We start from the raw sequence: 22,673 nt of genomic DNA on the forward strand, positions 1-22,673 counted from the left end.
CTCCGGCCGGCAGATCCTCCCTCGAACTCTTTCCCTCGCAAGGAGTCTGCACCCATGTCCGCACCTCCGGATTCCGGTCTGGCGCGCCTGTCCCTGACCGGCGTCTCCAAGCGTTACGGCGGTGTCCGCGCCATCCGCAACGCCGATTTCACCGTGGGTGCCGGACGCATCCATGCGCTCGTCGGCGAGAACGGGGCCGGCAAGTCGACGCTGATCAAGATCATCGCGGGCGCCGAGATCGCCGACACCGGAACGATCGAGTACGAGGGCGCGCCGGTGACCATCGGCAACACCCTGGCGGCGATCGAGCTCGGGATCGCCACGGTGTACCAGGAGCCGCAGCTGTTCGCGGAACTGACGGTGGCCGAGAACATCTTCCTCGGTCGTGAGATCCGCAAGGGGGCCCGTATCGACTGGGCCGCGCAGAACGAGAAGGTGGTCGAACTGCTCGGCCTGCTGGGCCTGCCCGCGTCGTTGTCAACGGTTCTCGCCGGCGAGTTGTCCATTGCGACCCAGCAGCAGATCTCCATCGCGAAGGCGCTCAACGGCCGCGCGAAGGTGCTGATCCTCGACGAGCCGTCAGCGATCCTCACTGACGCGGAGATCGAGATCCTGTTCGGCGTGGTCCGGCGGTTGGCGTCCTCCGGGGTCTCGGTCATCTACATCTCGCACCGGCTCGACGAGCTCTTCCGGATCGCCAACGAGGTCACGGTGATGCGTGACGGCGAGACCATCGGCACCTACCCGATCGACGACTTGTCGGTCCGCAGGATCGCCGAGCTGATGGTCGGCGGGGTGCTCACCGAGCACGCCGGCCAGCGGACCGTTCCCGACGGTGATCCCCTGCTGCGGCTGGAGCGTCTCGGCCTGGTGGGCTCCTTCCACGAGGTGGACGTCGACGTCCGGGCCGGCGAGATCGTCGGCCTCTACGGTCTGGTCGGCTCCGGCGTGGCGGAGATCGCCTCCACCGTTTATGGCATCGACTCTTACACAGGTGGCCGAATGTTGTTGGACGGCAAGCAGATCAGGCCGCGCAGTCCGCGTCACGCCGGCAAGCTCGGGATCGCCCTGTTGCCGGCGAATCGCAAGCTGCAGGGCATGTTCTCCTTCCAGTCGATCGCCTTCAACATCTCCGTCGGGCACCTCCCGCTGCTGTCCAAGAGCGGCGCATTCGTCGACCGGGCGCGCGAGCGGCAGACCGCCGTCGACCTCATCGAGCAGCTGTCGGTCAAGACGCCGAGCGAACGTCAACCGGTCGGGGCCATGTCCGGCGGCAATGCCCAGAAGGTCGTGCTCGCCCGGCAGCTGGTCGAGCGTCCTCGGGTGCTGGTACTCGCCGAGCCCACTCAGGGTGTCGACGTCGGCGCCAAGGAGGAGATCTATCGGATCATCGGCGAGCTGGCCGACCAGGGCACCGCGGTGCTCGTCGCCACCTCCGACCTGTCCGAGGCGTTGCGCATCTCCGACCGGCTGCTCGTCATCAGAGCCGGCTCCGTCGTCGCGGAGTTCGGCCCGGGCGCCACCCAGGTGGACGTGCTGTCCGCTGCCGCCGGGGGCGCCGGAGAACACCCCGACATCACCGGCACCACCTCCCTCACGAAGAACGACGGGACCAGCTCATGACCGTCATCGCCGACCCGGGGGCAGACCCGACCGCCCCGGACGTCAAGGCCCGTGGCCGGGTCCTCGCCTCCCCGGTCACCGGGCAGGAACTCGTGCTGCTCGGCGTCATCGCCGTGCTGTGGGTGCTACTGGGCTTCTTCACCCCTGCCTTCCTGACTGCCGGCTCGCTGCAGCCGCTGCTGGTGGAGGTAGCGCCCGTCGCGCTGATCGGTATCGGGATGACCATGGTGATCATCACCGGCGGCATCGACATCTCGGTCGGCGGTGCGATCATGGTGTGCGCGGTCACGGTCGCCCAGACGCTGGTGACATACGAGATGTCCATCTGGGTGGCACTGCTGATCTCGGTCGCCATCGGTGCCGGGCTGGGCCTGGTCAACGGGTTCCTGATCGCCTACGGCCGGGTGCCGGCCATCATCATCACCTTCGGCACCGCGAATCTGTTCCAGTGGCTCGGGTTGCAGATCTTCGGCTCCAACACCGTCAACGGCATCCCGAGCACGCTCGACGTCGTCGGTCGCGGTGTCAACGGCAGGACGCTGGGCATTCCGCACTCGTTCTTCATCACGGTGGTGCTCGTCGCCATCGCGTGGTGGTACCTGCGGCACACCGTCGGAGGACGTCACCTCTACGCGATCGGCGGGGATCCGGTGGCCGCCCGGTTGGCCGGTGTCCGCGTCCGCCGCCGCACCCTGCTCGTCTACCTCGTCACCGGGGCGCTGGTGGGGATCGGTGCCTTGTTCTATCTCGCCAAGGGCACCTCGACCCTGGACCAGTCGATCGGCTCCGGCCGCGAACTCGCAGTCATCGCCGCCGTCGTCATCGGCGGTACCTCGATCATGGGCGGTCGGGGATCCGTGCTCGGCACGCTGCTCGGAGCTCTGCTCGTCCAGACCGTCACCTCCGGCGTCACCCAGCTCGGCTGGCCGTCCCAGCTGTCGGACCTGTTCGTCGGACTGGCGATCATCGTCGCCGTCGGCACCGACCTGCTCCGTCAGCGCGCCCGCACCTCGGCCACCAGGAGTCAGCGATGACCACCACGGAGTCCCCCACGACCCCACCCACGAAGCCGCCCGTCACCCGGGCCGAGCAACGCTCCGCCTCGATCGGTTCCGGCCTGCTCCGCGCCGTCCTCACCCAGCGCGTCGTGCTGCTTGTCGTCCTGCTGGTCGCGGTGATCGGCGTGAACATGCTGTTGTCCGCCAACGGCTACCTGACCGCGGACTACGACTTCGACTACATGGCGTCGGCACTGATCGATGCGGTGCCCCTGGTGATGCTGGCGTTGGCCGAGCTGATCGTCATCATCTCCGGGCGCGGCGGGATCGACCTGTCGATCGGGGCGATCGTCTCGCTGTCCGGCATGGTCTTCGGCTTCGCCTACCAGCAGTGGGGATGGCCGTTCTGGGCCGGCCTGTTGCTGTCCGCGGTCACCGGAACCGTGCTGGGTCTGATCAACGGCTTCCTGGTGGCCAAGCTCGGCTTCCCGGCGCTGATCGCCACACTGGCCACCTGGTATGCCTACAAGTCGCTGGCGGTGGTGATCAACGACCAGAAGCCGATCTCCGGCAAGGCCATCCAGGGTCTGTTCAGCTCGGTCGACAACAAGAACCTGTGGCTCATCGGCGACTGGATCCCGAACATCCCGCTCGGCGTGTTCACCTACATGCTCCCCGTCGTGGTCGGTGTGTGGATCCTGTTGGCCCGCGGGACCTACGGCCGCCGGCTGTACGGGATCGGCACAAACGACACGGCAGCCACCTTCGCCGGGATCGATGTGGCCGGCACCCGGCTGCGGGCCTACGCGCTGTCGGGTCTGATCGCCGGCGTGGTCGCGGTGTACATGGTTGCCGAGTTCTCCTCGGCGCGACCGGACACCGGCACCTCCGGCAGCGGGCTTGCGCTGCCGGCCATCACCATCGCGGTGCTGGGCGGGGTGGCGATCAGCGGCGGTATCGGCCGGGTCGCCGGTGTCGTGCTCGCCGCACTGCTGGTCACCTGGTTGAACCTCGGAATCCAGCTGTCGTTCCCGGGTAACGAAGGAATCCAGTACCAGTTGCTCGCCCTCGGTGTGCTGCTCGTGTTCGCCGCGCTGCTCAACGGAGTGGCCACCCGACGCTACGGAGGATCCACATGATCGCCAGCGCAGTCCGGCATGATCCGGAATCCGTCTCCGCAGATCTGCTCGCCCTGACGCTGTCGTTGGGCAGGCCAGAACGCGACCTGATCATCATCGCGGAGGGCAACACCAGCGAACGGATCGACCCGGATCACCTGGTGGTCAAGGCCTCCGGCTCCGGGATGGCCTCGGCGACGGTCGACGATTTCGTGGTTGCCGAGATCTCTGCTCTGGCAGCGCTTCTCGACGATCCGGCCGCCGATCAGGCCGCTGTGACGGCGGCGCTGGATGCCGGGGTGATCAACGGCAGGCAACGCCGCGGCTCGATCGAGGCCCTGGTGCACGTCTCGGTGCAAGCACTTTCGCCCGATCCGACTGCGACGCGGTTCGTCGGCCACACCCACCCGACTCAGGTGGTCGGCCTGCTGGCCTCGATCCACGCCGAACACGCCTGGGACCGGCACGTGTATTCGGACGAGGCGGTGGTGATCGGCCGTCCACTGTTCGTGCCGTACGCGATGCCCGGCATCGCGCTGGGCAAGCTCTTCCACAGCACGCTGCGAGAGCGGGTCACCGAGACCGGGGTGATGCCGTCGCTCATCCTGCTCGGTAATCACGGCATCGTCGCCGTGGGGCCGACCGCCGATGCGGTGGACGGGATCTCGGCGATGGCCGTCAAGGGTGCGCAGGTGCGCACCATCGGCTACTCGGTCGGCGGAGTGGCACCGCTGTCGGAAGAATCGGTCGCGAAGTTCATCGCCCGCGCCGACATCGCCGAGCGGGTCGCGAACATCTCCCAGGGATCGCTGTGACCTCTCCGCTCGCGGACCCGGCCGATGGCTCGGTGCGTCCATGACGCTGCCTGCCGAGCTCGACGTCGTCTTCATCGATGTCGGCGGCCCGATCTACCACGACGAGACGTTCGTCGATGCGGTGACGCTGGCGCTCGACGACATCCGTGCCGACCGAGGCGAGGGACCTGCCGAGCGGGCGCAGGTGAAAGGCGTCTACGACCGGATCAGGGTGGCGCAGAACGGGTCCTTCCGTTCCGCACTGGCCACCGAGGTGCTCGGGGACTCCTCGCTGCGCGGCGAGCTGCACGCGCGGACCGAGCGCTACTGGCACCATCCGGTCGGATCGCTGTACTCCGATGTGCTCCCGTTCCTGCAGTCCCTGCGCGGCCGGGTACAGGTGGGCATCCTGGCCAACCAGGAAGCATCGGTGATCGATGCATTGCGCCGCGACGGTGTCGGCGAGCTCATCGACATCTGGGGTGTGTCGGCGGTCGTCGGACACGAGAAGCCCAGCCGTGAACTGTTCGACTGGTGCCTGGCGCAGGCGGGCACCACGGCCGAGCGCGCCGTGCACGTCGGCAATCGACTCGACAACGACGTCCGCCCGGCCGCCGCTCTCGGCCTGGGAACGGTGTGGGTGCTGCGCGGCGACGCCCCGGACGACCCGACGGATGAACAACGGGCGGAGCCGGATCTCACGGTCGCCGACCTCGACGGACTGGGCGACGTCCTGCTGGCGGGGCGTTCGTCGTGACGACCGGGCAGCGGGGTGCAGGCATCGTGCTCGGCGTCGATCTCGCGACCTCCGCTGCCCGCGTCACCGCGGTGGACGTCGCCACCGGTGCCGACCTCGGATTCGTCGGTTCGCCGCTGGCTGCACCGACGCGAGGCGGCCGAGGTGAGTCGCGACAGCGCGCCGATCACCATCTGATCGTCCGTGAACTGCTCAGCAGGACGGCGAAGCTGTTGGGGGACCGGGCTTCCGAGGTGATCGCCCTGAGCGTCACCGGCACGTCCGGCACGCTGATCGGGATCGACGCCGCCGGCACACCGGTCACGGATGCGGTGCTCTACGACGACATCTCCGGTGGCTCGCTCGCCGAGCACCTCAGCGCGGTCGGCTTCCGGCACGGTGCCGGTTCGGTGCTGGTGCGGATGGGACTGCTGGCCCGTGTGCCCGGCGTGGCCGGCGTCGTCTCGACCGCGGACCTGGTGCTCGCCGACCTCGCCGGACAGCCCGTCGCCTCCGACACCTCGCACTTCCTCAAGGTGGGGATCGATCCGGCGACACTCTCGTGGCCGCGGGAAGCGCTGGTCCGGGCCGGCGTCGACGGTGGGCTGCTGCCCGAGCTGACCGCACCGGGAACCGTCCTGGGCAACATCAGGACCGCTCTCGCCCAGCAACTGGGACTGCCGTCGGGCGTCGCCATGGTGGCGGGGATGACGGACGGCTGTACGGCGCAGATCTCCTGCGGCGCAGTGGAGATCGGCGACACCGTCGGCGTGCTCGGGACCACCCTCGTGCTCAAGGGTGTGGCCGCGGAGCAGATCGACCTGCCCGACGGCAGCATCTACTCCCACCGGGCGCCGGACGGTTCGTGGTGGCCGGGCGCCGCCTCGAACTCCGGGGCCGGGGTGCTGGCCGCGACGACGTCCCATGCCGACCTGGCCGCGCTCGACCAGGCCGCCGCCGCGCAGGGGCCGGCCCATACCGTTCGCTATCCGCTGGCAGGGGTGGGGGAGCGGTTCCCCATCGCAGACATCGGTTTCGTCGGCTGGACGCTCTGCGAACCCAGCGGCCCGGTCGAGGCCCATCGCGCGGTGCTCGAGGGGGTCGCGTTCGTCGAGCGGCTCGGTCTGGAACGGCTGCAGTCACTGGGTGTGCGGCGGGGTACCCACCGGTTGGCCGGCGGCGGCGCCCGCAGCGACGTCTGGAACCGGATCAGGGCCACCGTCCTGGGCTGCCCCGTGCAGGTTCCACACGCCGCCGGCAGCGGTCGCGGCGCGGCGCTGCTCGCCGCAGCGGCCGTGCAACAGCGGAGCCTGGGGGACGTCTTCCGAGCCTGGGACAGCGGCAGTGTCGTGGTCGAGCCCGACGGACGCGAAACGGGCCGGTTGGAGGAGAACTACCAGCGCTTCCTCGAACACCTGCATTCCGCCGGCGAGAGGGCCGTTCCCGTGCCGGCTCCCTGACCAGAGCCGTACATCCAGCCACTACTAGACCAGACAGCCAGACACTTCGAGATTCGAGGACGAGCACCATGCACCCCGACCAGATCCGCGCCACCCTGGCGCAGCAGCACATCGAGACCCCGTCCTGGGCGTACGGCAACTCCGGCACCAGGTTCAAGGTCTTCGCGCAGGACGGCATCCCCCGCACCGCGTTCGAGAAGATCTCCGATGCGGCGCAGGTGCACCGTTTCACCGGGGTCGCTCCCACCGTGGCGATCCACATCCCCTGGGACACCCCCGATGCCGGGCGGAGCTACGCCGATCTGGCCGAGCACGCCCGCAGCGAGGGGGTGGCGATCGGGGCGGTCAACCCGAACACTTTCCAGGACGATGCCTACAAGCTGGGCAGCGTCTGCAACCCGGATCCGGCGATCCGACGACGGGCGATCGGGCACCTGCTCGAGTGCATCGACATCATGCGTGAGACCGGCAGCAAGGAACTGTCGCTCTGGTTCGCCGACGGCACCAACTATCCCGGCCAGGACTCGATCCGAGAACGTCAGGACAGGTTGGCGGCCGCCCTCGCCGAGACGTATGCCGCGCTGGACGACGACATGACGATGCTGGTCGAGTACAAGTTCTTCGAGCCGGCCTTCTATTCGACCGACCTGCCGGACTGGGGGACCTCGCTGCTGCACTGCCTGCACCTCGGGCCGCAGGCGAAGGTGTTGGTCGACACCGGACATCACGCCCCCGGCACCAACATCGAGATGATCGTCGCGACCTTGCTGCGCGAGGGTCGGCTCGGCGGGTTCCACTTCAACTCCCGCTTCTACGCGGATGACGACCTGATGGTCGGTTCCGCCGACCCGTTCGCACTGTTCCGCATCATGTTCGAGATCGCCCAGGCCGGCGCTGTGCTGCCGGACGCCGGGGTCGCCTTCATGCTCGACCAGTGCCACAACATCGAAGCCAAGATCCCCGGTCAGATCCGCTCCGTGATGAACGTCCAGGAGGCCACCGCCAAGGCACTGCTGGTCGACCTGGCTGCACTGGCAGGAGCGCGCAGCAGCGGAGATGTGTTGGCCGCCAACGCGATCGTGATGGACGCCTACTCCAGTGATGTACGACCGCTGCTCGCGGCGGTCCGTGAGGAGCAGGGCCTTGCGCCCGACCCGATGGCGGCCTTCGCCGCCAGCGGATACACCGAGAAGATCGTGTCGGAACGAGTCGGCGGCTCCGCCGCCGGATGGGGAGCCTGAGATGCCCGCGAAGAAGCGCACCGCTGTCAAGAAGCGACCGGCGAAGGCTGCTGCACCGACCGCGCCTTCCGCACCGGCCGTACCCGACCTACCGCAGGGAGTGCTCGACCTGATCGCCCGCTCCAACCGGCTGGGCAGTGATCCGACGATCACCAACTACGGCGGCGGCAACACCTCGGCCAAGGTCCGGCAACTCAACCCGGCAACCGGCACGGAGGTGGAGCTGTTGTACGTCAAGGGATCCGGCGGCGATCTCGGCACGCTGACGTACGCCGGACTGGCGGCGATCGAACGCGATCGACTGGTCGCGCTGGACGCGCAGTACCGCGGCGTCGACCACGAGGACGAGATGGTCGGGCTGTTCCCGTTCTGCAGCTTCGGCGCCGGCGGGGCCACCCCGTCGATCGACACCCCGATGCACGGCCTGGTCGATCTCGACCACGTCGACCACCTGCACCCGGATGCGGTGATCGCCCTCGCCTGCTCGGCTGACGGCGAGAAGCTGGTGCAGAAGATCTGGGGCGGTGCGGTCGCCTGGGTGCCGTGGAAGCGACCCGGCTGGGAACTCGGCAAGACGATGCGTGAGCTGTCCGCCAACCCGGACGTCATCGGCGCAGTGCTGGGCGGACACGGGTTGACCGCCTGGGGTCGCACGAGCGCGGAGGTGGAGCGCCGGAGCAAGAAGATCATCCGGGAGGCTCAGCAATACCTGGACTCCGCATCGAAGCCGGATCCGTTCGGCGCGCTGGTGAAGTCCCGTACCCCGCTGCCGGAGGCGGGCCGCAGGGCAAGGGCGGCCCAGCTGTTCCCGCACCTGCGCGCGGTGGCCTCCGCCGACCGCCGGATGGTCGGGCACTTCACCGATTCCCCGGTGGTGCTGGACTTCCTGTCCCGCCGCAAGCTCGACAAGCTCGTCGCGCTGGGGACCTCCTGCCCCGATCATTTCCTGCGCACCAAGGTGCGTCCGCTGCTGCTGGACACACCGGTCGGCGCGCCCTTGGAGAAGGTGCAGGCGCGGCTCGCCGAACTGCACGCCGAGTACCGCGTCGAGTACCAGGCGTACTACGACCGGCACGCGACCGCCTCGACTCCCGCGCTGCGGGGCGCGGATCCGGCGATCATCCTGGTGCCCGGGGTCGGCATGTTCTCCTTCGGCGCGGACAAGCAGACCGCGCGGGTGGCTGGCGAGTTCTACGTCAACGCCATCAACGTGATGCGCGGCGCCCAGGGCGTCTCGAGGTATGCGCCGGTCAGCGAGGCGGACAAGTTCTCTGTCGAGTACTGGCAGCTCGAGGAGGACAAGCTGGCTCGTCGGCCGAAGCCGAAGGCGTTGGCGGGCAAGGTTGCGCTCGTCACCGGCGGTGCGTCCGGGATCGGCTTGGCGACGGCGGAGTTGTTCGCTCAGCACGGTGCCTGTGTGGTGATTGCCGACCTGGACGCCGCCAAGGCCGCCACGGTGGCCGCCGATCTCGGCGGGCCCGACAAGGCCGTCGGCGTGGCGATGGACGTCTCCGACCCGGACGCCGTGACGGCCGGCCTGGCCGAGGCGGTGCTGGCCTTCGGCGGTGTCGACATCGTCATCAACAACGCGGGAATCACCCGCGCCGGCTCGCTCGCGGACACTTCTCTGCGGGACTGGGATCTGCAGTACTCGATCATGCCGCGCGGCTCGTTCCTGGTGGCCAGGGCCGCGGAACCCGTGCTGCGGGCCCAGAAGTTGGGCGGCGACATCATCAACGTCTGCTCCAAGAACGCAGTGTTCGCCGGCCCCAACAACATCGCCTACTCTTCGGCCAAGGCGGCCCAGGCGCACATGGTGCGACTGCTCGCCGCCGAACTCGGCGACATCGGGGTACGGGTCAACGGCATCAACCCCGACGGCGTGGTCCGCGGATCCGGCATCTTCGCCGGGGGATGGGGCGCCTCGCGCGCGAAGACCTACGGCGTCGCGGAGGACGACCTCGGCAAGTACTACGCCCAGCGCACCGTCCTCAAGGAGGAGGTGTTGCCCGAGCACATCGCCAAGGCAGCACTCGCGCTGACCGACGGCTCGCTGCCGATCACCACCGGTCTGCTCATCCCGGTCGATTCCGGCGTCACCCAGGCGTTCCTGCGATGAGCGCGCCGGACACCGCGGCCGACTGGCGGCCCAGCAACAGGATCGGCGTGCACTCACTGGTGTGGGTCGGCGGCTGGAACGACGCGCAGGCCCGGCAGGCCATCGCCTCGACCGCTGAGGCCGGCTACGACCTGATCGAGCTTTCCGTGCTGCAACCGGAGCAGGCCAGCGCCGAGGTCATCGCGAACACCCGGAAGGTGTTGGACGAGCACGGGATCGGGGCGGCGCTGTCGCTGGGTCTGGACGATGCCACGGACGTGTCCTCGGACGACGACGACGTAGTCGCCGCCGGCCGGGCGCGGCTCTCGGCCGCGCTGGACTACGTCCGCGACATCGGCGCCGACTACCTGGGTGGGGTGATCTTCTCCAAGCTCGGCCGCTACACGGCGCCGGTCACCGAGCGCGGCTACGCCAACTCCGTGGAGTCGATCGCGCAGCTCGCCGACAAAGCGGCGGCATCCGGGATCACCCTCGGCATCGAGTTCTGCAACAGGTACGAGACCAACGTCGTCAACACCTGCGCCGAGACGCTGGCCTTCATCGAGGCGACCGACCGGGACAACGTGGTGGCGCACCTGGACACGTACCACATGAACATCGAGGAGACCTCGTTCGCGGAGCCGGTCCGGCTGGCAGCGGCCGCCGGCAAGCTCGGCTACGTACACGTCGGCGAGTCGCACCGCGGGCAGCTCGGCACCGGCTCGATCCCATGGCAGCAATTCTTCGGTGCGCTCCGCGAGGTCCGCTACGACGGGGTGGTCACCTTCGAGTCGTTCTCCTCCAAGGTGGTCAACCCCACGCTGTCGTCGACGCTGGCGATCTGGCGGAACCTCTGGGACGACTCGATGGAGCTGGCCACCGGCGCACGGGAGTTCCTCCGCAGGGAGTACGGCGCCTGAGGTGGTGACGGTTGGACCTGACCGGTCGCTGGTCGAGCGACGTAGGAGTCGAGACCGGTCGCTCGATCGCCGCGGATCTCGCCGAAGCGTTACCCTGATCGCACTGGAGGCGTGCCCGAGCGGCCGAAGGGAACCGCCTTGAAAGCGGTCAGGTGTCAAAAGCCTCGGGGGTTCAAATCCCTCCGCCTCCGCAGCTCAGTGCCGCAGCACCCGCGTCCGACACGGACGCGGGTGCTGCGGCGTTCCACGACCCCTGCGACACTCGGGGCATGCACCCGTCGCAACCGATGCAGCCGCCCGGCGCCCCGCACCTGACGATCAAGCCCAGCAGTCAGGCGTTCGGCAAGGGTCTGGCCTTCCGGGCAGCGATCTTCCTGCCGCTCGTCGTCGTCGGCTTCCTCGGTCTGCAGGACAACGCCCTGCCCGGTTGGGCGATCTGGACCGTCGTCGGCGCCGGCATCGTCGTCGGGGTGACGGCGATCGCCACCATGGTCACGCAGGTCAGCATCATCGGTCCCGACGTCGTCATCCGCCGGCTGATCGGCACCGAGAAGCGGGTGCCGGTGGGCGCCGTGACCAAGACCGTGCTCGTGCAGCAGTACGAGCAGTTGGGCAACAGCATCGCGCCGACGTTCGCGGCCGTGGCCGGGGGAACGAAGCCGTTCCTGCGGCTGTCCGGCCAGGTCTACGACGCTGAGGACCTGATGCGGATCACCCGCGCGCTGGGTCGCTCGGACGTCATCTCCGAGGCGATCACCCCGAAGCTGTTGGAACAGCGTCATCCGGGTCTGGTGCCGTTGTTCGAGCGTCGGCCGTGGTCCATCGCCTGGATCGTGGTGGGCGTCGTCGTGGTGGTCGCCGTCGTCGCGGGAGTGGCCGCCGAGAGCTGAGACGCGGACCGGTCGTAGGGTCTGCCGAGTGAGTGCTCTCGAGATCATCGTCATCTTCGTCGCCGGGATCGGCGCCGGAACGATCAACGCCGTCGTGGGTTCCGGAACGCTGATCACCTTCCCGACCCTGGTCGCCTTCGGCTACCCCCCGGTCATCGCCACGATGTCCAATGCCGTCGGTCAGATCCCCGGCGGGATCTCGGCCAGCTTCGGGTACCGCAACGAGCTCAAGGGCCAGGGGCCGCGGATCAGGCAGTTGATGCCGGCCTCGCTGCTCGGCGCGATCACCGGAGCCTGGCTGTTGCTGCACCTGCCGCCGACGGTCTTCGAGGTGATCGTCCCGATCCTGTTGGTGTTCGCACTCGTGCTGGTCGTCACCCAGCCCTTGATCCAGAAGACGGTCCGGCGCCGCAAGGAGGCCAAGGGACTCGACCTCGCGATCATGACCCGCCGGCAGACGGTGCTGCTGATCGTCGCCACCTTCCTGATCGGTGTCTACGGGGGCTACTTCACCGCCGCCCAGGGAGTGCTGTTCGTCGGGGCGGCGGGAGCGATGCTGCCCGACTCCCTGCAGCGGGTGAACGGCCTGAAGAACGTCCTGACGCTGGCCGTCAACGTGGTGGCCGCAGCCGCCTACGTGATCGTCGCCCACGACCGGATCCAGTGGGCCGCAGCAGGTCTCATCGCCGCCGGCACGCTGATCGGCGGGTTCCTCGGGTCGACCTTCGGTCGCAGGCTGCCGGCGCCCGCGCTGCGGGTGATCATCGTGGTACTGGGCTGCGTGGCGATCTGGCGACTGCTCGCCTGAGGCCCAACAGACTGCAGATCAGAGGTCGAAGGACAGTGCTGCGGCCAGGAACGCGTCGTTCTCGGCCGGTGCGCCGATGGTCACCCGGACCCCACCGAACTCCGGCTGGGCGAACGACCGGACGATGACCCGTTGCTGCTCGCAGTGCTCCGCGAACTCCATGGACCGTTCGCGCAGCGGCAACCAGACGAAGTTGGCCTGCGAGTCGGGTGTCTCGAAACCGCCTTTCCGCAGCGCCGCGGTGACCCGCGCGCGCTCGTCGATGACCTGCTGCCAGCGCGGTCGCAGTTGGTGGACCTGTCCCAGAGCGGCCACGGCGGCGGCCTGGGCGAGGGAGTTGAGTGCGAACGGCACCGCCACCTTCTTCAGCGCAACGATCACGTCCGGGTCGGCCACCGCGTATCCCACGCGGGCGCCGGCCAGGCCGTACGCCTTGGACAGCGTGCGCAGGGCCAGGACGTTCGGCCGGACCAGCGCCAGGGCGATGCCGTCGGGGGAATCGGGGGCGATGTCGAACTCGAGGTACGCCTCGTCCACCACCACCAGGATGTCTTCCGGCACGGCGTCGAGGAACGCCTCCAGGTCCGCAGCCCGCACTGTGGTGCCAGTGGGATTGTTGGGGGTGCAGATGAAGATCAACCGGGTGTTCCCGGTGATCGCGGCGGCGATGGCGGCCAGATCCAGTTCGTGGGAGGCGGTGACGGGGACCCGGACAGGGGTGGCGCCGGTGATCATGGTGACGATCGGGTAGGCCTCGAACGACCGCCAGCCGAAGATCACTTCGTCGCCCGGACCCGCGACGGCGAGCACGATCTGTTGACACAGCGCCACCGAACCGCAGCCGGCGATGATCCGGTCCGTCGACACCTGCAGCAGCTCGGACAGTGCCCCGACCACCAGCGTTGCGCCGTTGTCCGGGTAGCGGTTGATACCCGTCACCGCTGTCGCGCTGTCGTCGGTGACCGCCGTGATGATCGCGTCGACGACGGCCGGCAGTGGAGGGAAGCTCATCTCGTTGGAGGCCAGCTTGATCGCGCCGGGGACGGTGCGCCCCGGGGCGTAGGCGGGCAGAGTCTCGAGCGCCTCGCGGATGCGGACGGCCATCGTCGGTACTCCTCGCGTTGCCTCGGGTTCGGTCCTGCCAGGTTATCGGGCACTGCGGGTGATCGGGCACTTCGGGTGATCGGGCACTGCGGGTGATCGGGCACTGCGGGTGATCGGGCACCGCGGGACCCCCTGCTGCCCGGGCGACGGCAACCGGCCATGGCGAAGCGCGGGTGTGCATCTGCCGCGCTGACTCGTGTATCAACATGGCATGACGAATGCCGGTGCGTCACCGTCCGGAGTGGGGCGGTCCGAGGATCCAGCGCACGGTTCGCACGATGCGGGTCCCGCAGCGCTGCCCGAGCTGCTGTGGAGCCCGGATCGCGACCGGATCGAGCGGGCGGCGATCAGCGATTTCGCCACCTTCCTGGGTCATCGCGTCGGCCGACGGTTCGCGGACTACCCGGAGCTCTGGGAGTACTCCACCACCGATCTCGAGGGCTTCTGGGCAACCTTGGCGGACTACTTCGGGGTTCGCTGGATGCAGCTGCCGACCGAGGTCCTCCGGCGCGGAGAAGGGGTCGAGGACGCGCACTGGTTCGGCGGGGGAACGCTGAACTACGCCGAGCACGCGCTCGCGGCCACGCCGGGGCGGGGTGACGACGACGTCGCCGTCATCGTGGTGCAGGAGGACTGGCAGGACGACCCGGACGTGATCGTGCAGCTCACCCTCGGTCAGCTGCGCAGTCGGGTCGCGGGAGCCCAAGCGGGACTGCGACGGGCGGGCGTCGGGCCGGGGAGCCGGGTGGTCGCGCTGGTGCCGAACGGCATCCACGCACTGGTGGCCTTCCTGGCCACCGCCGCCTCCGGTGCCATCTGGTCGTCGTGCTCGCCGGACTTCGGTGCGTCGTCGGTGATTGACAGATTCACCCAGATCGAGCCGTCGGTGTTCATCGCCGTGGACGGGTACACCTACGGTGGCAAGCAGTTCCCGATCCTGGAAACTGTTGTGGCAGTGCGGGAAGCACTGACAGGCGTCAAACAGACCGTGGTGATCGACGTCCTCGGTGCCGGCGTGCCGGAGGGCGCGATCGGCTGGGAGTCCTTCGCTCGCGCCGACTCGGCACAGCCCCAGGTCGAGTTCGTCCCGATGTCGTTCGCGGCGCCGCTGTGGGTGCTCTACTCCTCGGGGACGACCGGGCTGCCGAAGCCGATCGTCCAGTCGGTCGGCGGGATCCTGTTGGAGCACCTCAAGATGCTGCGACTGCATGCCGATCTGGGCCCGGGGGATCGCTTCCTGTGGTTCACCACCACTGGTTGGATGATGTGGAACTACCTGGTCGGCGGGTTGCTGGTGTCGTCGACGATCGTGCTCTACGACGGTAATCCCGGGTATCCATCGCTGGAGAACCTCTGGCGGCTGGCCGCTGAGCTGCGGATCACCTACTTCGGCACGTCAGCACCGTTCATCCACGCCTGCCGCGCGCAGGAGCTGACCCCCGCTGCCGACCTGGATCTCTCTGCGCTGCAGACGATCGGCTCCACCGGGTCGCCACTGACGACGGCAGGATTCCGGTGGATCGTGGATGCCGTCGGTGAACACGTCCAGATCTCCTCGGTGTCCGGTGGGACCGATCTGTGCACCGCCGTCGTCGGGTCGGCGCCGACCGTGCCGGTGCGCATCGGGGAGATCTCCTGCCGAGCGCTGGGCGCGAAGGTCGAAGCGTACGACTCCGACGGTCGAGCTCTGATCGGTGAGGTGGGCGAGCTGGTGATCACCGAGCCGATGCCGTCGATGCCGGTCCACTTCTGGGGGGACGACGAAGGCGAGAAGCTGCACGAGGCCTACTTCGATGTCTACCCGGGTGTCTGGCGGCACGGCGACTGGATCAGGATCACCGACCGCGGATCGTGCGTCATCGAGGGTCGCTCGGATGCCACCTTGAATCGTGGCGGCGTGCGGATGGGCACCGCAGACTTCTACCGGCTGGTGGAGGACCAGCAGGGCGTCGTCGATTCGCTGGTGATCGACACCTCCGACGCCAGCGGTGAGGGCGACCTGTTGCTGTTCGTGGTGCTCGACGGCAGCGAAGAGCTCTCCAGGGTCGCCAGCCGGTTGCGCTCGACCGTCCGCAAAGAGCTCTCGCCGCGGCACGTGCCGACCGCGGTGATCGAGGTGCCGGCGATCCCGCGCACGCTCAACGGCAAGAAGTGCGAGGTGCCGGTCAAACGCATCCTGGCCGGGGCGCCGGTCGAGCAGGCGATCTCGGTCGACGCGCTCGCCGATCCGGCAGCGCTGGAGGGTTTCCTGGCCGCGGCGCGCGAGGGTCGGGTGACCTGAAGTCTGCCCGTTACTGCAGGTCGACCGGAGGCGTCGAGCCGCTTTGCTTCCAGGCCTGCGATCCGGGTAACCTTGCTGCTCGGTGCCCCTCGCGGTGGCTCGCTTGGGTCGCATCCCGATCCGCAGCGTCGTCGGGATGGGAACCAGGAAGCGTGCCAGAGCGGCCGAATGGGACACACTGCTAATGTGTTGTGCTCTTTAACGGGCACCGAGGGTTCAAATCCCTCCGCTTCCGCGCAGCACACCGCAGTACGATGGAGCAGTACAACTGAACGCGGTACCCAGGTACTACCAGCGCCCGTGGCCCAACGGATAAGGCATCTGACTACGGATCAGAAGACTGGGGGTTCGAATCCCTCCGGGCGCACTCTGTTGAGACAGGCGAGCAAGGCCCCCCACCCGCAGACGACGGTCTGCCGGAGTGGGGGGCCTTGTTCGTTGCTGGGGCGCGGTGGCGGTGGGTTCGGTGAGACGTCGTGGACGGCGATTTGGTGCAGTTCCCAGCAGCTGAGCGCGCGGGCTGACATTCTGACGTGGCGTCCCGCCGGGACCAGCAGGCCGACGACGAGACGGGGATGACATGACTCAGGGGACCGACCCGCGAGACCACCAGGCATTCGGAAGTGACCAGACCATGCCGCCTACTCACGTGCCCGGGCCAGATCCCGGCGCTGTGATCCTCACCCAGGCCACGCAGCGCGGCGGCCTGGTCGCAGCCTCCGTCGTGATGATCGTGATCGGTGCGCTCGGGCTGCTGATCGGCCTGTTCATGCCCGCGCTGATCGGCGGTACCGCCGTCATGATCTCCGGATCGGTCGTTCTGGTCGGCGGCGTGCTGGTCGCTGCCATCGTCGGGGTCGCCTCGTGGTGGCAGTTCGAGTCCCGACAGCAGCTGGGGCTGCTGGCACAGGGTCTGAGCGAGTAGTTCGGGAGCAGCGACCAGCGCTGAGCCCGCGCGACCACCGCGCAGGCTTCCTGGGCATCAGATCCGGCTGTCCTGGTCGGGCAACGAACTGGTCAGCCGATGGCATGCTGCCGAGATGCCGCTGGGTCGAGCCGGCGCTGGATAGGGTGCTCGGGTGATCACCGGAGAGCTCAAGGGCAAGATCGGCAGGATCTGGGATTCGTTCTGGACCGGAGGCATCTCCAACCCGCTGGAGGTGATCGAGCAGATCACCTACCTGCTGTTCCTGCGGCGGCTGGACGATCTGCAGACGCTCGCGGAGCAGAAGGCCCAGCTCACCGGTAGTGGTGTGGTGAACCCGATCTTCCTTCCCGGGCAGCAGCAGCTGCGCTGGAGCCACTTCAAGAACCTCGAGCCGGCCGTGATGCACCATCTGGTCGGCGATCAGGTTTTCCCGTTCCTCCGAGGGCTCGGCGGCGACGGCTCGACCTTCTCCGAGCACATGAAGGACGCCAGGTTCACCATCCCCACGGCTGCGCTGCTGAGCAAGGTGGTCGACCAGCTCGACGGCATCCCGATGACCGACCGCGACACCAACGGCGATCTGTACGAGTACCTGCTGTCGAAGCTGGCGAGCGCCGGCGTGAACGGGCAGTTCCGGACTCCCCGGCACATCATCGAGCTGATGGTGTCGATGACCGATCCGAAGCCCGCCGACGAGATCTGTGACCCAGCGTGCGGTACCGCCGGTTTCCTGGTGGTCGCCTCCGAACACGTGCGCAAGCAGCATCCTGCGTTGATGACCGATGCTGCCCAGCGCAAGCACTTCCACCACAGCATGTTCCACGGGTTCGACTTCGACTCGGTGATGCTGCGCATCGGCAGCATGAACATGCTGATGCACGGCATCGAGAACCCGGACATCAGCTACCGCGACTCGCTGTCCGAGAGCGTCGCCGCGAACGCGCAGCGGTACTCGCTGATCCTCGCGAATCCGCCGTTCGCCGGCTCGCTCGACTACGAGGCGACCAGCAAGGAGCTGCAGCAGACAGTCCGCACGAAGAAGACCGAGCTGCTGTTCATCGCGCTGTTCTTGAAGCTGCTCAAGCCCGGCGGCCGAGCAGCGGTGATCGTGCCCGACGGGGTGCTCTTCGGCTCGTCGAAGGCGCACAAGGAGCTGCGCCGCATCCTGGTCGAGGAGCAGAAGCTCGACGCCGTGGTGAAGCTGCCCTCCGGTGTTTTCCGCCCGTACGCGGGAGTGTCGACGGCGATCCTGTTCTTCACCAAGACCGACTCCGGCGGCACCGACGACGTCTGGTTCTACGACGTGCGCGCCGACGGGTTCTCGTTGGACGACAAGCGCAATCCTGTCGCCGACAACGATCTGTCGGATGTGTTGGCCCGGTGGTCGACCTTGGCCCAGCCCGACTCGCCCGAGCAGCAGAGGGCTCGCACCGAGCAGAGCTTCACCGTGCCCAAGGCCGACATCGTGGCGCAGGGCTATGACCTGTCCCTCAACCGGTACAAGGAAGTTGTGCATGACGACACCGAGCTCCGCCCCCCGCTGGAGATCATCGCCGACATCGAGAAGCTCGAGGGCGAAATCGCCCAAGAAACTGCCGAGCTGAAGGCGATGCTGTCGTGAAGATGGTTCCGCTTGGTGAGTTGATTGCTCCCGCAAAGGTGAGACGGGCAGGAAGTGGAAATTTCCCGTTACTCTCGATGACGATGCGCGACGGACTCGTGGATCAGAGCTCAAAGTTCAAGAAGCGCGTCGCCAGCGAAGACGTGTCGGGCTACAAAGTTGTGCAGCGCGGGCAGCTGGTTGTCGGATTCCCCATCGATGAGGGTGTCGTTGATTTCCAATCCATTTACGACCGCGGAATCGTGAGTCCTGCCTATGGCGTGTGGGATATGAGAAACCCTGAGCGCATGTCGCCGAATTATATTAAGAAGTTTTTGAGGTCAGAAGCCGCTCTGAGTTACTACAAATCGAAGCTGCGCGGAAGTACCGCCCGACGACGTTCGCTACCTACTGAGCTTTTTTTGGCGCTGAAAGTCCCTCTTCCGTCACTCGGAGAACAACGCCGGATCGCTGCGATCCTCGACAAGGCGGCGGCCATTCGAGCTCTACGGCTTCGTTCTCTCACAATGCTCGACGAGCTTCAGCAGGCGTGTTTCATAGCCGTCTTCGGAGATCCGGGCCATTGGGCTGCGCGCTGGTCAATGGCAACCATCGCGGATCTAGCAGAGTCGTTCCAGTACGGCACCTCGGAGAAATCAGGTGCCGTGGGTGAGTTCCCGATCCTTCGAATGGGAAACGTCACCAGATCGGGTAAGTTGGATCTGACAGACCTCAAATACATTGATCTGGACGCGAAGGATTTTAAGAAGTTCGGAGCTCGCCGAGGTGATTTGCTGTTCAACAGGACAAACAGTCCTGAGTTGGTAGGAAAGACCGCGGTGGTCGATGTGGACATCCCTCTGGTTCTGGCAGGCTACTTGGTTCGCGTACGATTCGCCGCCGAGCGCCAATCCATTTTCGTCAGCTCCTACCTGAACAGTAGGTATGGTAAAGCGCTCCTGCGCGGAATGGCCAAGGGTGCCATCAATCAGGCGAACATCTCGGCCTCCGAGCTGAAAATGATTCCGATAGCATTGCCGTCAGGGAGTGCGTTGGAAACTTTCTCGTTGCGCATGACTGAGATCGCACAGCAACGTTCAAGGATTGAACTGCAACTGTTGCAGATCAATCAGATCTTCGCCTCCCTCCAGTCCCGCGCGTTCAGGGGAGAGCTCTGATGGCCCTCCCCACATGGGATTACTTCATGGTGCCCGTCTTGCGTGCAACGCTGGACGGACAGGTCCACAGACTCCGCGCGTTGTGCGAGTTGGTCGCCGATGCCGAGTCGCTCTCGGACGACCAGCGGGCAGAGGTGCTCCCCTCGGGCGGTTTGCGTCATCAGAATCGAATTGAGTGGGCCACCACGTACCTGTTCAAGGCGGGTGCCCTGGAGCGTCCGGCACGGGGGACCTACGCGATCACCGCTGCTGGCCGTGAGCTGCTGGCGTCACACCCGGACGGCATCACCGAGCGGAACCTTCGCACCTGGACGGGCAACGGCGCCGCAGCGACCACGTGGGCGGCCGTCGAGCAGACTCCGCAGCCCGAGCCACAGACCGAGCTCGATCCGGTCGAGCAGGTCGAGACGGGTGTCGATCGCATCCATGCCGACGTCAAGCACGAGCTGCTGCTGCGGATTCATGCCCGGGAGCCGGCGTTCTTCGAGCAGGCGGTGCTCGATCTGCTGGTGGGCATGGGCTACGGCGGCGGCGACCTCGCCGTCACCCGGACCCAGCTGTCCAACGACCACGGCATCGACGGCATCATCGACCAGGACATCCTCGGGCTCAGCCGGGTGTACGTGCAGGCGAAGCGCTATGCGCCGGACAATCCCGTCGGCCGCCCCGACATCCAGAGCTTCGTCGGTGCGCTGCACGGCCAACAGGCCAACCAGGGCGTGTTCATCACCACCGGCCGGTTCAGCAAGGGCGCCATCGACTATGCGGCCGGCGTCGCCACCCGGGTCGTGCTGATCGACGGTGCGCGGCTGGCTGAGCTGATGATCCGATACGGCATCGGCGTCCAGACCAGGCGGACTTTCACCGTCGTCGAGATTGACGAGGATTTCTTCGAATGACACGTCGCCCTCGGCATGGCTGAAGTTTTGGCTTGTCTTCCTTGCCAGGTTCGTGCTGATCACTGCCGATCGAAGGCGGCGGCGGTATCGCGAGGATCAGAACAGTCATGACCGGGCCCGATGAAACTGATGCGTGGTGGGCGCTCCTGAACGTCTCGACCTGGCCGGAACGCTGGATCGAGCAAGGAGGGTCGAACTCTGTTCGCTGGCTGGATCAACCGGACACGCGCCGTGCCTGGTTGCACAAGAACACAACGATCCTGGAAGCGTCCGGTGTCGAGCAGGGAGAAGACTGGGCCGAGGTGGTCGCCTCGCAGGTCGCTGGGGCGCTCGGCGTGCCCTGCGCCGACGTCCGATTGTGTGTACGAGATGGACGTCGTGGGTCGCTGTCGCTTGATGTTGCGCCAAGGGGCTATTCGCTCTGGCCGGCCAATGTGTGGCTCAACGAGTTGATACCTGACTACGTCCCTCACACGGAGGAAGCCCACGGAGTTGACCCGGCGCGGCCCGACGTCAAGCGACCGGGTCACACGCTCGAGAACTACCGCCAGGCTCTCGTCGATGTCGGTCCACCGCCGACTTTTCTGAACCAGTCGTTCACCGGGTTCGACGTGTTGGCGGGCTACCACGTGCTCGACGCCTTGATCGCGAACCGAGACCGGCATACCGAGAACTGGGGGGTTCTTGATCCGGGAATCAGTCCTGGCCAGGTGTTGCTGGCGCCCTCGTTCGACCACGGTGGAAGCCTCGGGTTCAACCTGTCCGACACGGACCGAGAGTCGATGCTGACGCAGGATCGTCTCGAAGAGTGGGCTCGCAGGGGCACGGCGCATCGTCTGGAACACAGGAAGGGCGAACCCCGCGCCTCCTTGGTCGATGCCGCGAGCCGGGCTCTTGATCTGGCGTCTCCAGCGGCTCGTGCATGGTGGCGTATGCACATCATGGAGCTGGATCTCTCCGAGCTGGCAGAGGTGCTCGGGGAGATCAAGGTGCCTTCGATGTCGGGGCCCGCCTGTAGGTTTACGATCGAGCTACTGAGAGTGAACCTGAGGAGGTTGCGCGATGGCATCGGCACTGCTGGCTGATCTTCGCCCGCCGATCCGGGCCTCACATCTCAGCTCGGACCTCCTCGTGCTGTGGCAGCATCCCGAATCGCGTGAGATCGCGCCCATCGGTCGCTTGACTCACCACGGCTCAGATTTTGCGTTCAGCTACACCCAGGCGGCAGCCCAAATTCAAGGTTTCCGAGTGCTCCCCGGCTTGCCCGACTTGCGGCGAAGCTACCGATCGGCGGAGATACCTCTGGTCTTCGGTCAGCGTGTGCTCGCTCGGTCTCGCCCCGACTACGCGAGCTACATCCGTTCACTGGGGCTCGATCCTGAGGACGCGACCCCATGGGAGCAGATCGTCAGCTCAGGCGGTCATCGAGAGGGCGACACACTCCAGTTCTTGGTCGTGCCCGAAGTACGCGGCGGCAATGCGCGCGTGACCTTCCTCGCCAATGGGGTCCGGCACATCCCGGACGGTGAGCTTCGTTTTGATGGCAGATCTGAACGGGTGTCTCGGGACCGACAAGAACGGGAGCTTGTCGCACTCCACGAAAGCGACACGCTCCGAGTGGTCCCCGAAGATGAGAACGCGCATGACGCGAATGCGTGCCTGATTGTCGCTGGCGCCACCCCGGTTGCGTGGGTGCCGCGGTTCCTCGCGCCCAGTTTTCGTGGGCTGCTCGAGGGTGGTGACGTCTCGGTCCGCGTCGAACGCGTGGGTGCCCGAGAAGGGTCCCCGCATCTGCGGCTGACGTTGGAGCTCGATCACCCTGCGCCCGAGGGATTCGCATTCGACCGAGACGGTCTGTGGGCTCCCCTGTCGGCCTGAGCACTCTCAGGTGTCCAGGTCGTTCGGCCTGGTCCTGATCGCAGTAATGCCCCGCGAGTTGCTGCTCGGCCCGGCTGTCGACGTAGCCAATCCAGCCCACGTCTGACGTGCTGCAGTTG

19 protein-coding genes and 3 tRNA genes are annotated in these 22,673 nt (G+C 67.0%); 21 read left to right on the forward strand and 1 reads right to left on the reverse strand.

Annotated features, from left to right (window positions below; all coding sequences use genetic code 11):
* Nucleotides 1–54 precede the first annotated feature (54 nt).
* The 12 genes from ABLG96_RS03505 (at nucleotide 55) to ABLG96_RS03560 (ending at nucleotide 12,686) form a co-directional block, all read left to right on the forward strand.
* Nucleotides 55–1,623 (forward strand): sugar ABC transporter ATP-binding protein, encoded by a 1,569-nt coding sequence (locus tag ABLG96_RS03505; protein WP_353650034.1) that lies wholly within the window; start codon nucleotides 55–57, stop codon nucleotides 1,621–1,623.
* A complete protein-coding gene (locus ABLG96_RS03510) occupies nucleotides 1,620–2,657 on the forward strand; it encodes an ABC transporter permease (protein ID WP_353650035.1) in 1,038 nt (345 codons plus the stop codon). The genes ABLG96_RS03505 and ABLG96_RS03510 overlap by 4 nt, the downstream gene beginning before the upstream one ends.
* A complete protein-coding gene (locus tag ABLG96_RS03515) occupies nucleotides 2,654–3,760 on the forward strand; it encodes an ABC transporter permease (RefSeq protein ID WP_353650036.1) in 1,107 nt (368 codons plus the stop codon). Before ABLG96_RS03510 ends, ABLG96_RS03515 begins: the two co-directional genes overlap by 4 nt.
* Complete coding sequence (locus tag ABLG96_RS03520) at nucleotides 3,757–4,554, forward strand: class II aldolase/adducin family protein (RefSeq protein ID WP_353650037.1); 798 nt, start codon at nucleotides 3,757–3,759, stop codon at nucleotides 4,552–4,554. The genes ABLG96_RS03515 and ABLG96_RS03520 overlap by 4 nt, the downstream gene beginning before the upstream one ends.
* Before the next feature lie 40 nt (nucleotides 4,555–4,594).
* Complete coding sequence (locus ABLG96_RS03525) at nucleotides 4,595–5,290, forward strand: HAD family hydrolase (protein ID WP_353650038.1); 696 nt, start codon at nucleotides 4,595–4,597, stop codon at nucleotides 5,288–5,290.
* Nucleotides 5,287–6,729 (forward strand): FGGY-family carbohydrate kinase, encoded by a 1,443-nt coding sequence (locus tag ABLG96_RS03530; RefSeq protein WP_353650039.1) that lies wholly within the window; start codon nucleotides 5,287–5,289, stop codon nucleotides 6,727–6,729. The genes ABLG96_RS03525 and ABLG96_RS03530 overlap by 4 nt, the downstream gene beginning before the upstream one ends.
* Nucleotides 6,730–6,797: 68 nt before the next feature.
* On the forward strand, nucleotides 6,798–7,970 hold the full coding sequence (gene rhaI / locus ABLG96_RS03535; protein WP_353650040.1) for an L-rhamnose isomerase: 1,173 nt from the start codon (nucleotides 6,798–6,800) through the stop codon (nucleotides 7,968–7,970).
* A 1-nt stretch (nucleotide 7,971) separates the two neighbouring features.
* On the forward strand, nucleotides 7,972–10,089 hold the full coding sequence (rhaD, locus tag ABLG96_RS03540) for a bifunctional rhamnulose-1-phosphate aldolase/short-chain dehydrogenase (protein WP_353650041.1): 2,118 nt from the start codon (nucleotides 7,972–7,974) through the stop codon (nucleotides 10,087–10,089).
* Nucleotides 10,086–10,988, forward strand: a complete 903-nt coding sequence (locus ABLG96_RS03545) for a sugar phosphate isomerase/epimerase family protein (RefSeq protein WP_353650042.1) — start codon at nucleotides 10,086–10,088, stop codon at nucleotides 10,986–10,988. Before rhaD ends, ABLG96_RS03545 begins: the two co-directional genes overlap by 4 nt.
* Before the next feature lie 105 nt (nucleotides 10,989–11,093).
* Nucleotides 11,094–11,179: transfer RNA gene (locus tag ABLG96_RS03550), tRNA-Ser, on the forward strand.
* A gap of 78 nt (nucleotides 11,180–11,257) precedes the next feature.
* Nucleotides 11,258–11,878 (forward strand): hypothetical protein, encoded by a 621-nt coding sequence (locus ABLG96_RS03555; protein ID WP_353650043.1) that lies wholly within the window; start codon nucleotides 11,258–11,260, stop codon nucleotides 11,876–11,878.
* 28 nt (nucleotides 11,879–11,906) lie between these two features.
* Complete coding sequence (locus ABLG96_RS03560; protein WP_353650044.1) at nucleotides 11,907–12,686, forward strand: sulfite exporter TauE/SafE family protein; 780 nt, start codon at nucleotides 11,907–11,909, stop codon at nucleotides 12,684–12,686.
* An 18-nt stretch (nucleotides 12,687–12,704) separates the two neighbouring features.
* On the opposite strand, the gene hisC is transcribed toward ABLG96_RS03560, so the two are convergent.
* Entirely contained in the window at nucleotides 12,705–13,790 is a 1,086-nt protein-coding gene (gene hisC, locus ABLG96_RS03565) for a histidinol-phosphate transaminase (protein WP_353650045.1), read from the reverse strand.
* Nucleotides 13,791–14,001: 211 nt separating this feature from the next.
* On the opposite strand from hisC, the gene ABLG96_RS03570 reads away from it, so the two are divergent.
* From ABLG96_RS03570 to ABLG96_RS03610, 9 genes are all read left to right on the forward strand, one after another.
* A complete protein-coding gene (locus tag ABLG96_RS03570; protein WP_353650046.1) occupies nucleotides 14,002–16,071 on the forward strand; it encodes an acetoacetate--CoA ligase in 2,070 nt (689 codons plus the stop codon).
* A 146-nt stretch (nucleotides 16,072–16,217) separates the two neighbouring features.
* A tRNA-Ser gene (locus ABLG96_RS03575) sits at nucleotides 16,218–16,306 on the forward strand.
* Between the two features lie 59 nt (nucleotides 16,307–16,365).
* Nucleotides 16,366–16,438: transfer RNA gene (locus ABLG96_RS03580), tRNA-Arg, on the forward strand.
* Between the two features lie 282 nt (nucleotides 16,439–16,720).
* The gene (locus tag ABLG96_RS03585; RefSeq protein ID WP_353650047.1) at nucleotides 16,721–16,996 is read left to right on the forward strand and encodes a hypothetical protein; all 276 of its coding nucleotides are present in this window, start codon (nucleotides 16,721–16,723) and stop codon (nucleotides 16,994–16,996) included.
* 154 nt (nucleotides 16,997–17,150) lie between these two features.
* Complete coding sequence (locus ABLG96_RS03590) at nucleotides 17,151–18,620, forward strand: class I SAM-dependent DNA methyltransferase (protein WP_353650048.1); 1,470 nt, start codon at nucleotides 17,151–17,153, stop codon at nucleotides 18,618–18,620.
* Nucleotides 18,617–19,777: a type I restriction endonuclease gene (locus ABLG96_RS03595; protein WP_353650049.1), complete on the forward strand. Its 1,161-nt coding sequence runs from the start codon at nucleotides 18,617–18,619 to the stop codon at nucleotides 19,775–19,777. The genes ABLG96_RS03590 and ABLG96_RS03595 overlap by 4 nt, the downstream gene beginning before the upstream one ends.
* The gene (locus ABLG96_RS03600) at nucleotides 19,777–20,676 is read left to right on the forward strand and encodes a restriction endonuclease (RefSeq protein WP_353650050.1); all 900 of its coding nucleotides are present in this window, start codon (nucleotides 19,777–19,779) and stop codon (nucleotides 20,674–20,676) included. Before ABLG96_RS03595 ends, ABLG96_RS03600 begins: the two co-directional genes overlap by 1 nt.
* 107 nt (nucleotides 20,677–20,783) lie before the next feature.
* Nucleotides 20,784–21,761 carry a hypothetical protein gene (locus tag ABLG96_RS03605; protein WP_353650051.1) on the forward strand — a complete coding sequence of 326 codons (978 nt, stop codon included), beginning with the start codon at nucleotides 20,784–20,786 and terminating at the stop codon, nucleotides 21,759–21,761.
* Nucleotides 21,739–22,554 carry a hypothetical protein gene (locus ABLG96_RS03610; RefSeq protein ID WP_353650052.1) on the forward strand — a complete coding sequence of 272 codons (816 nt, stop codon included), beginning with the start codon at nucleotides 21,739–21,741 and terminating at the stop codon, nucleotides 22,552–22,554. The genes ABLG96_RS03605 and ABLG96_RS03610 overlap by 23 nt, the downstream gene beginning before the upstream one ends.
* The last annotated feature ends 119 nt before the right edge of the window (nucleotides 22,555–22,673 follow it).

It is taken from the genome of Nakamurella sp. A5-74, from assembly GCF_040438885.1.
Taxonomy (GTDB): domain Bacteria; phylum Actinomycetota; class Actinomycetes; order Mycobacteriales; family Nakamurellaceae; genus Nakamurella.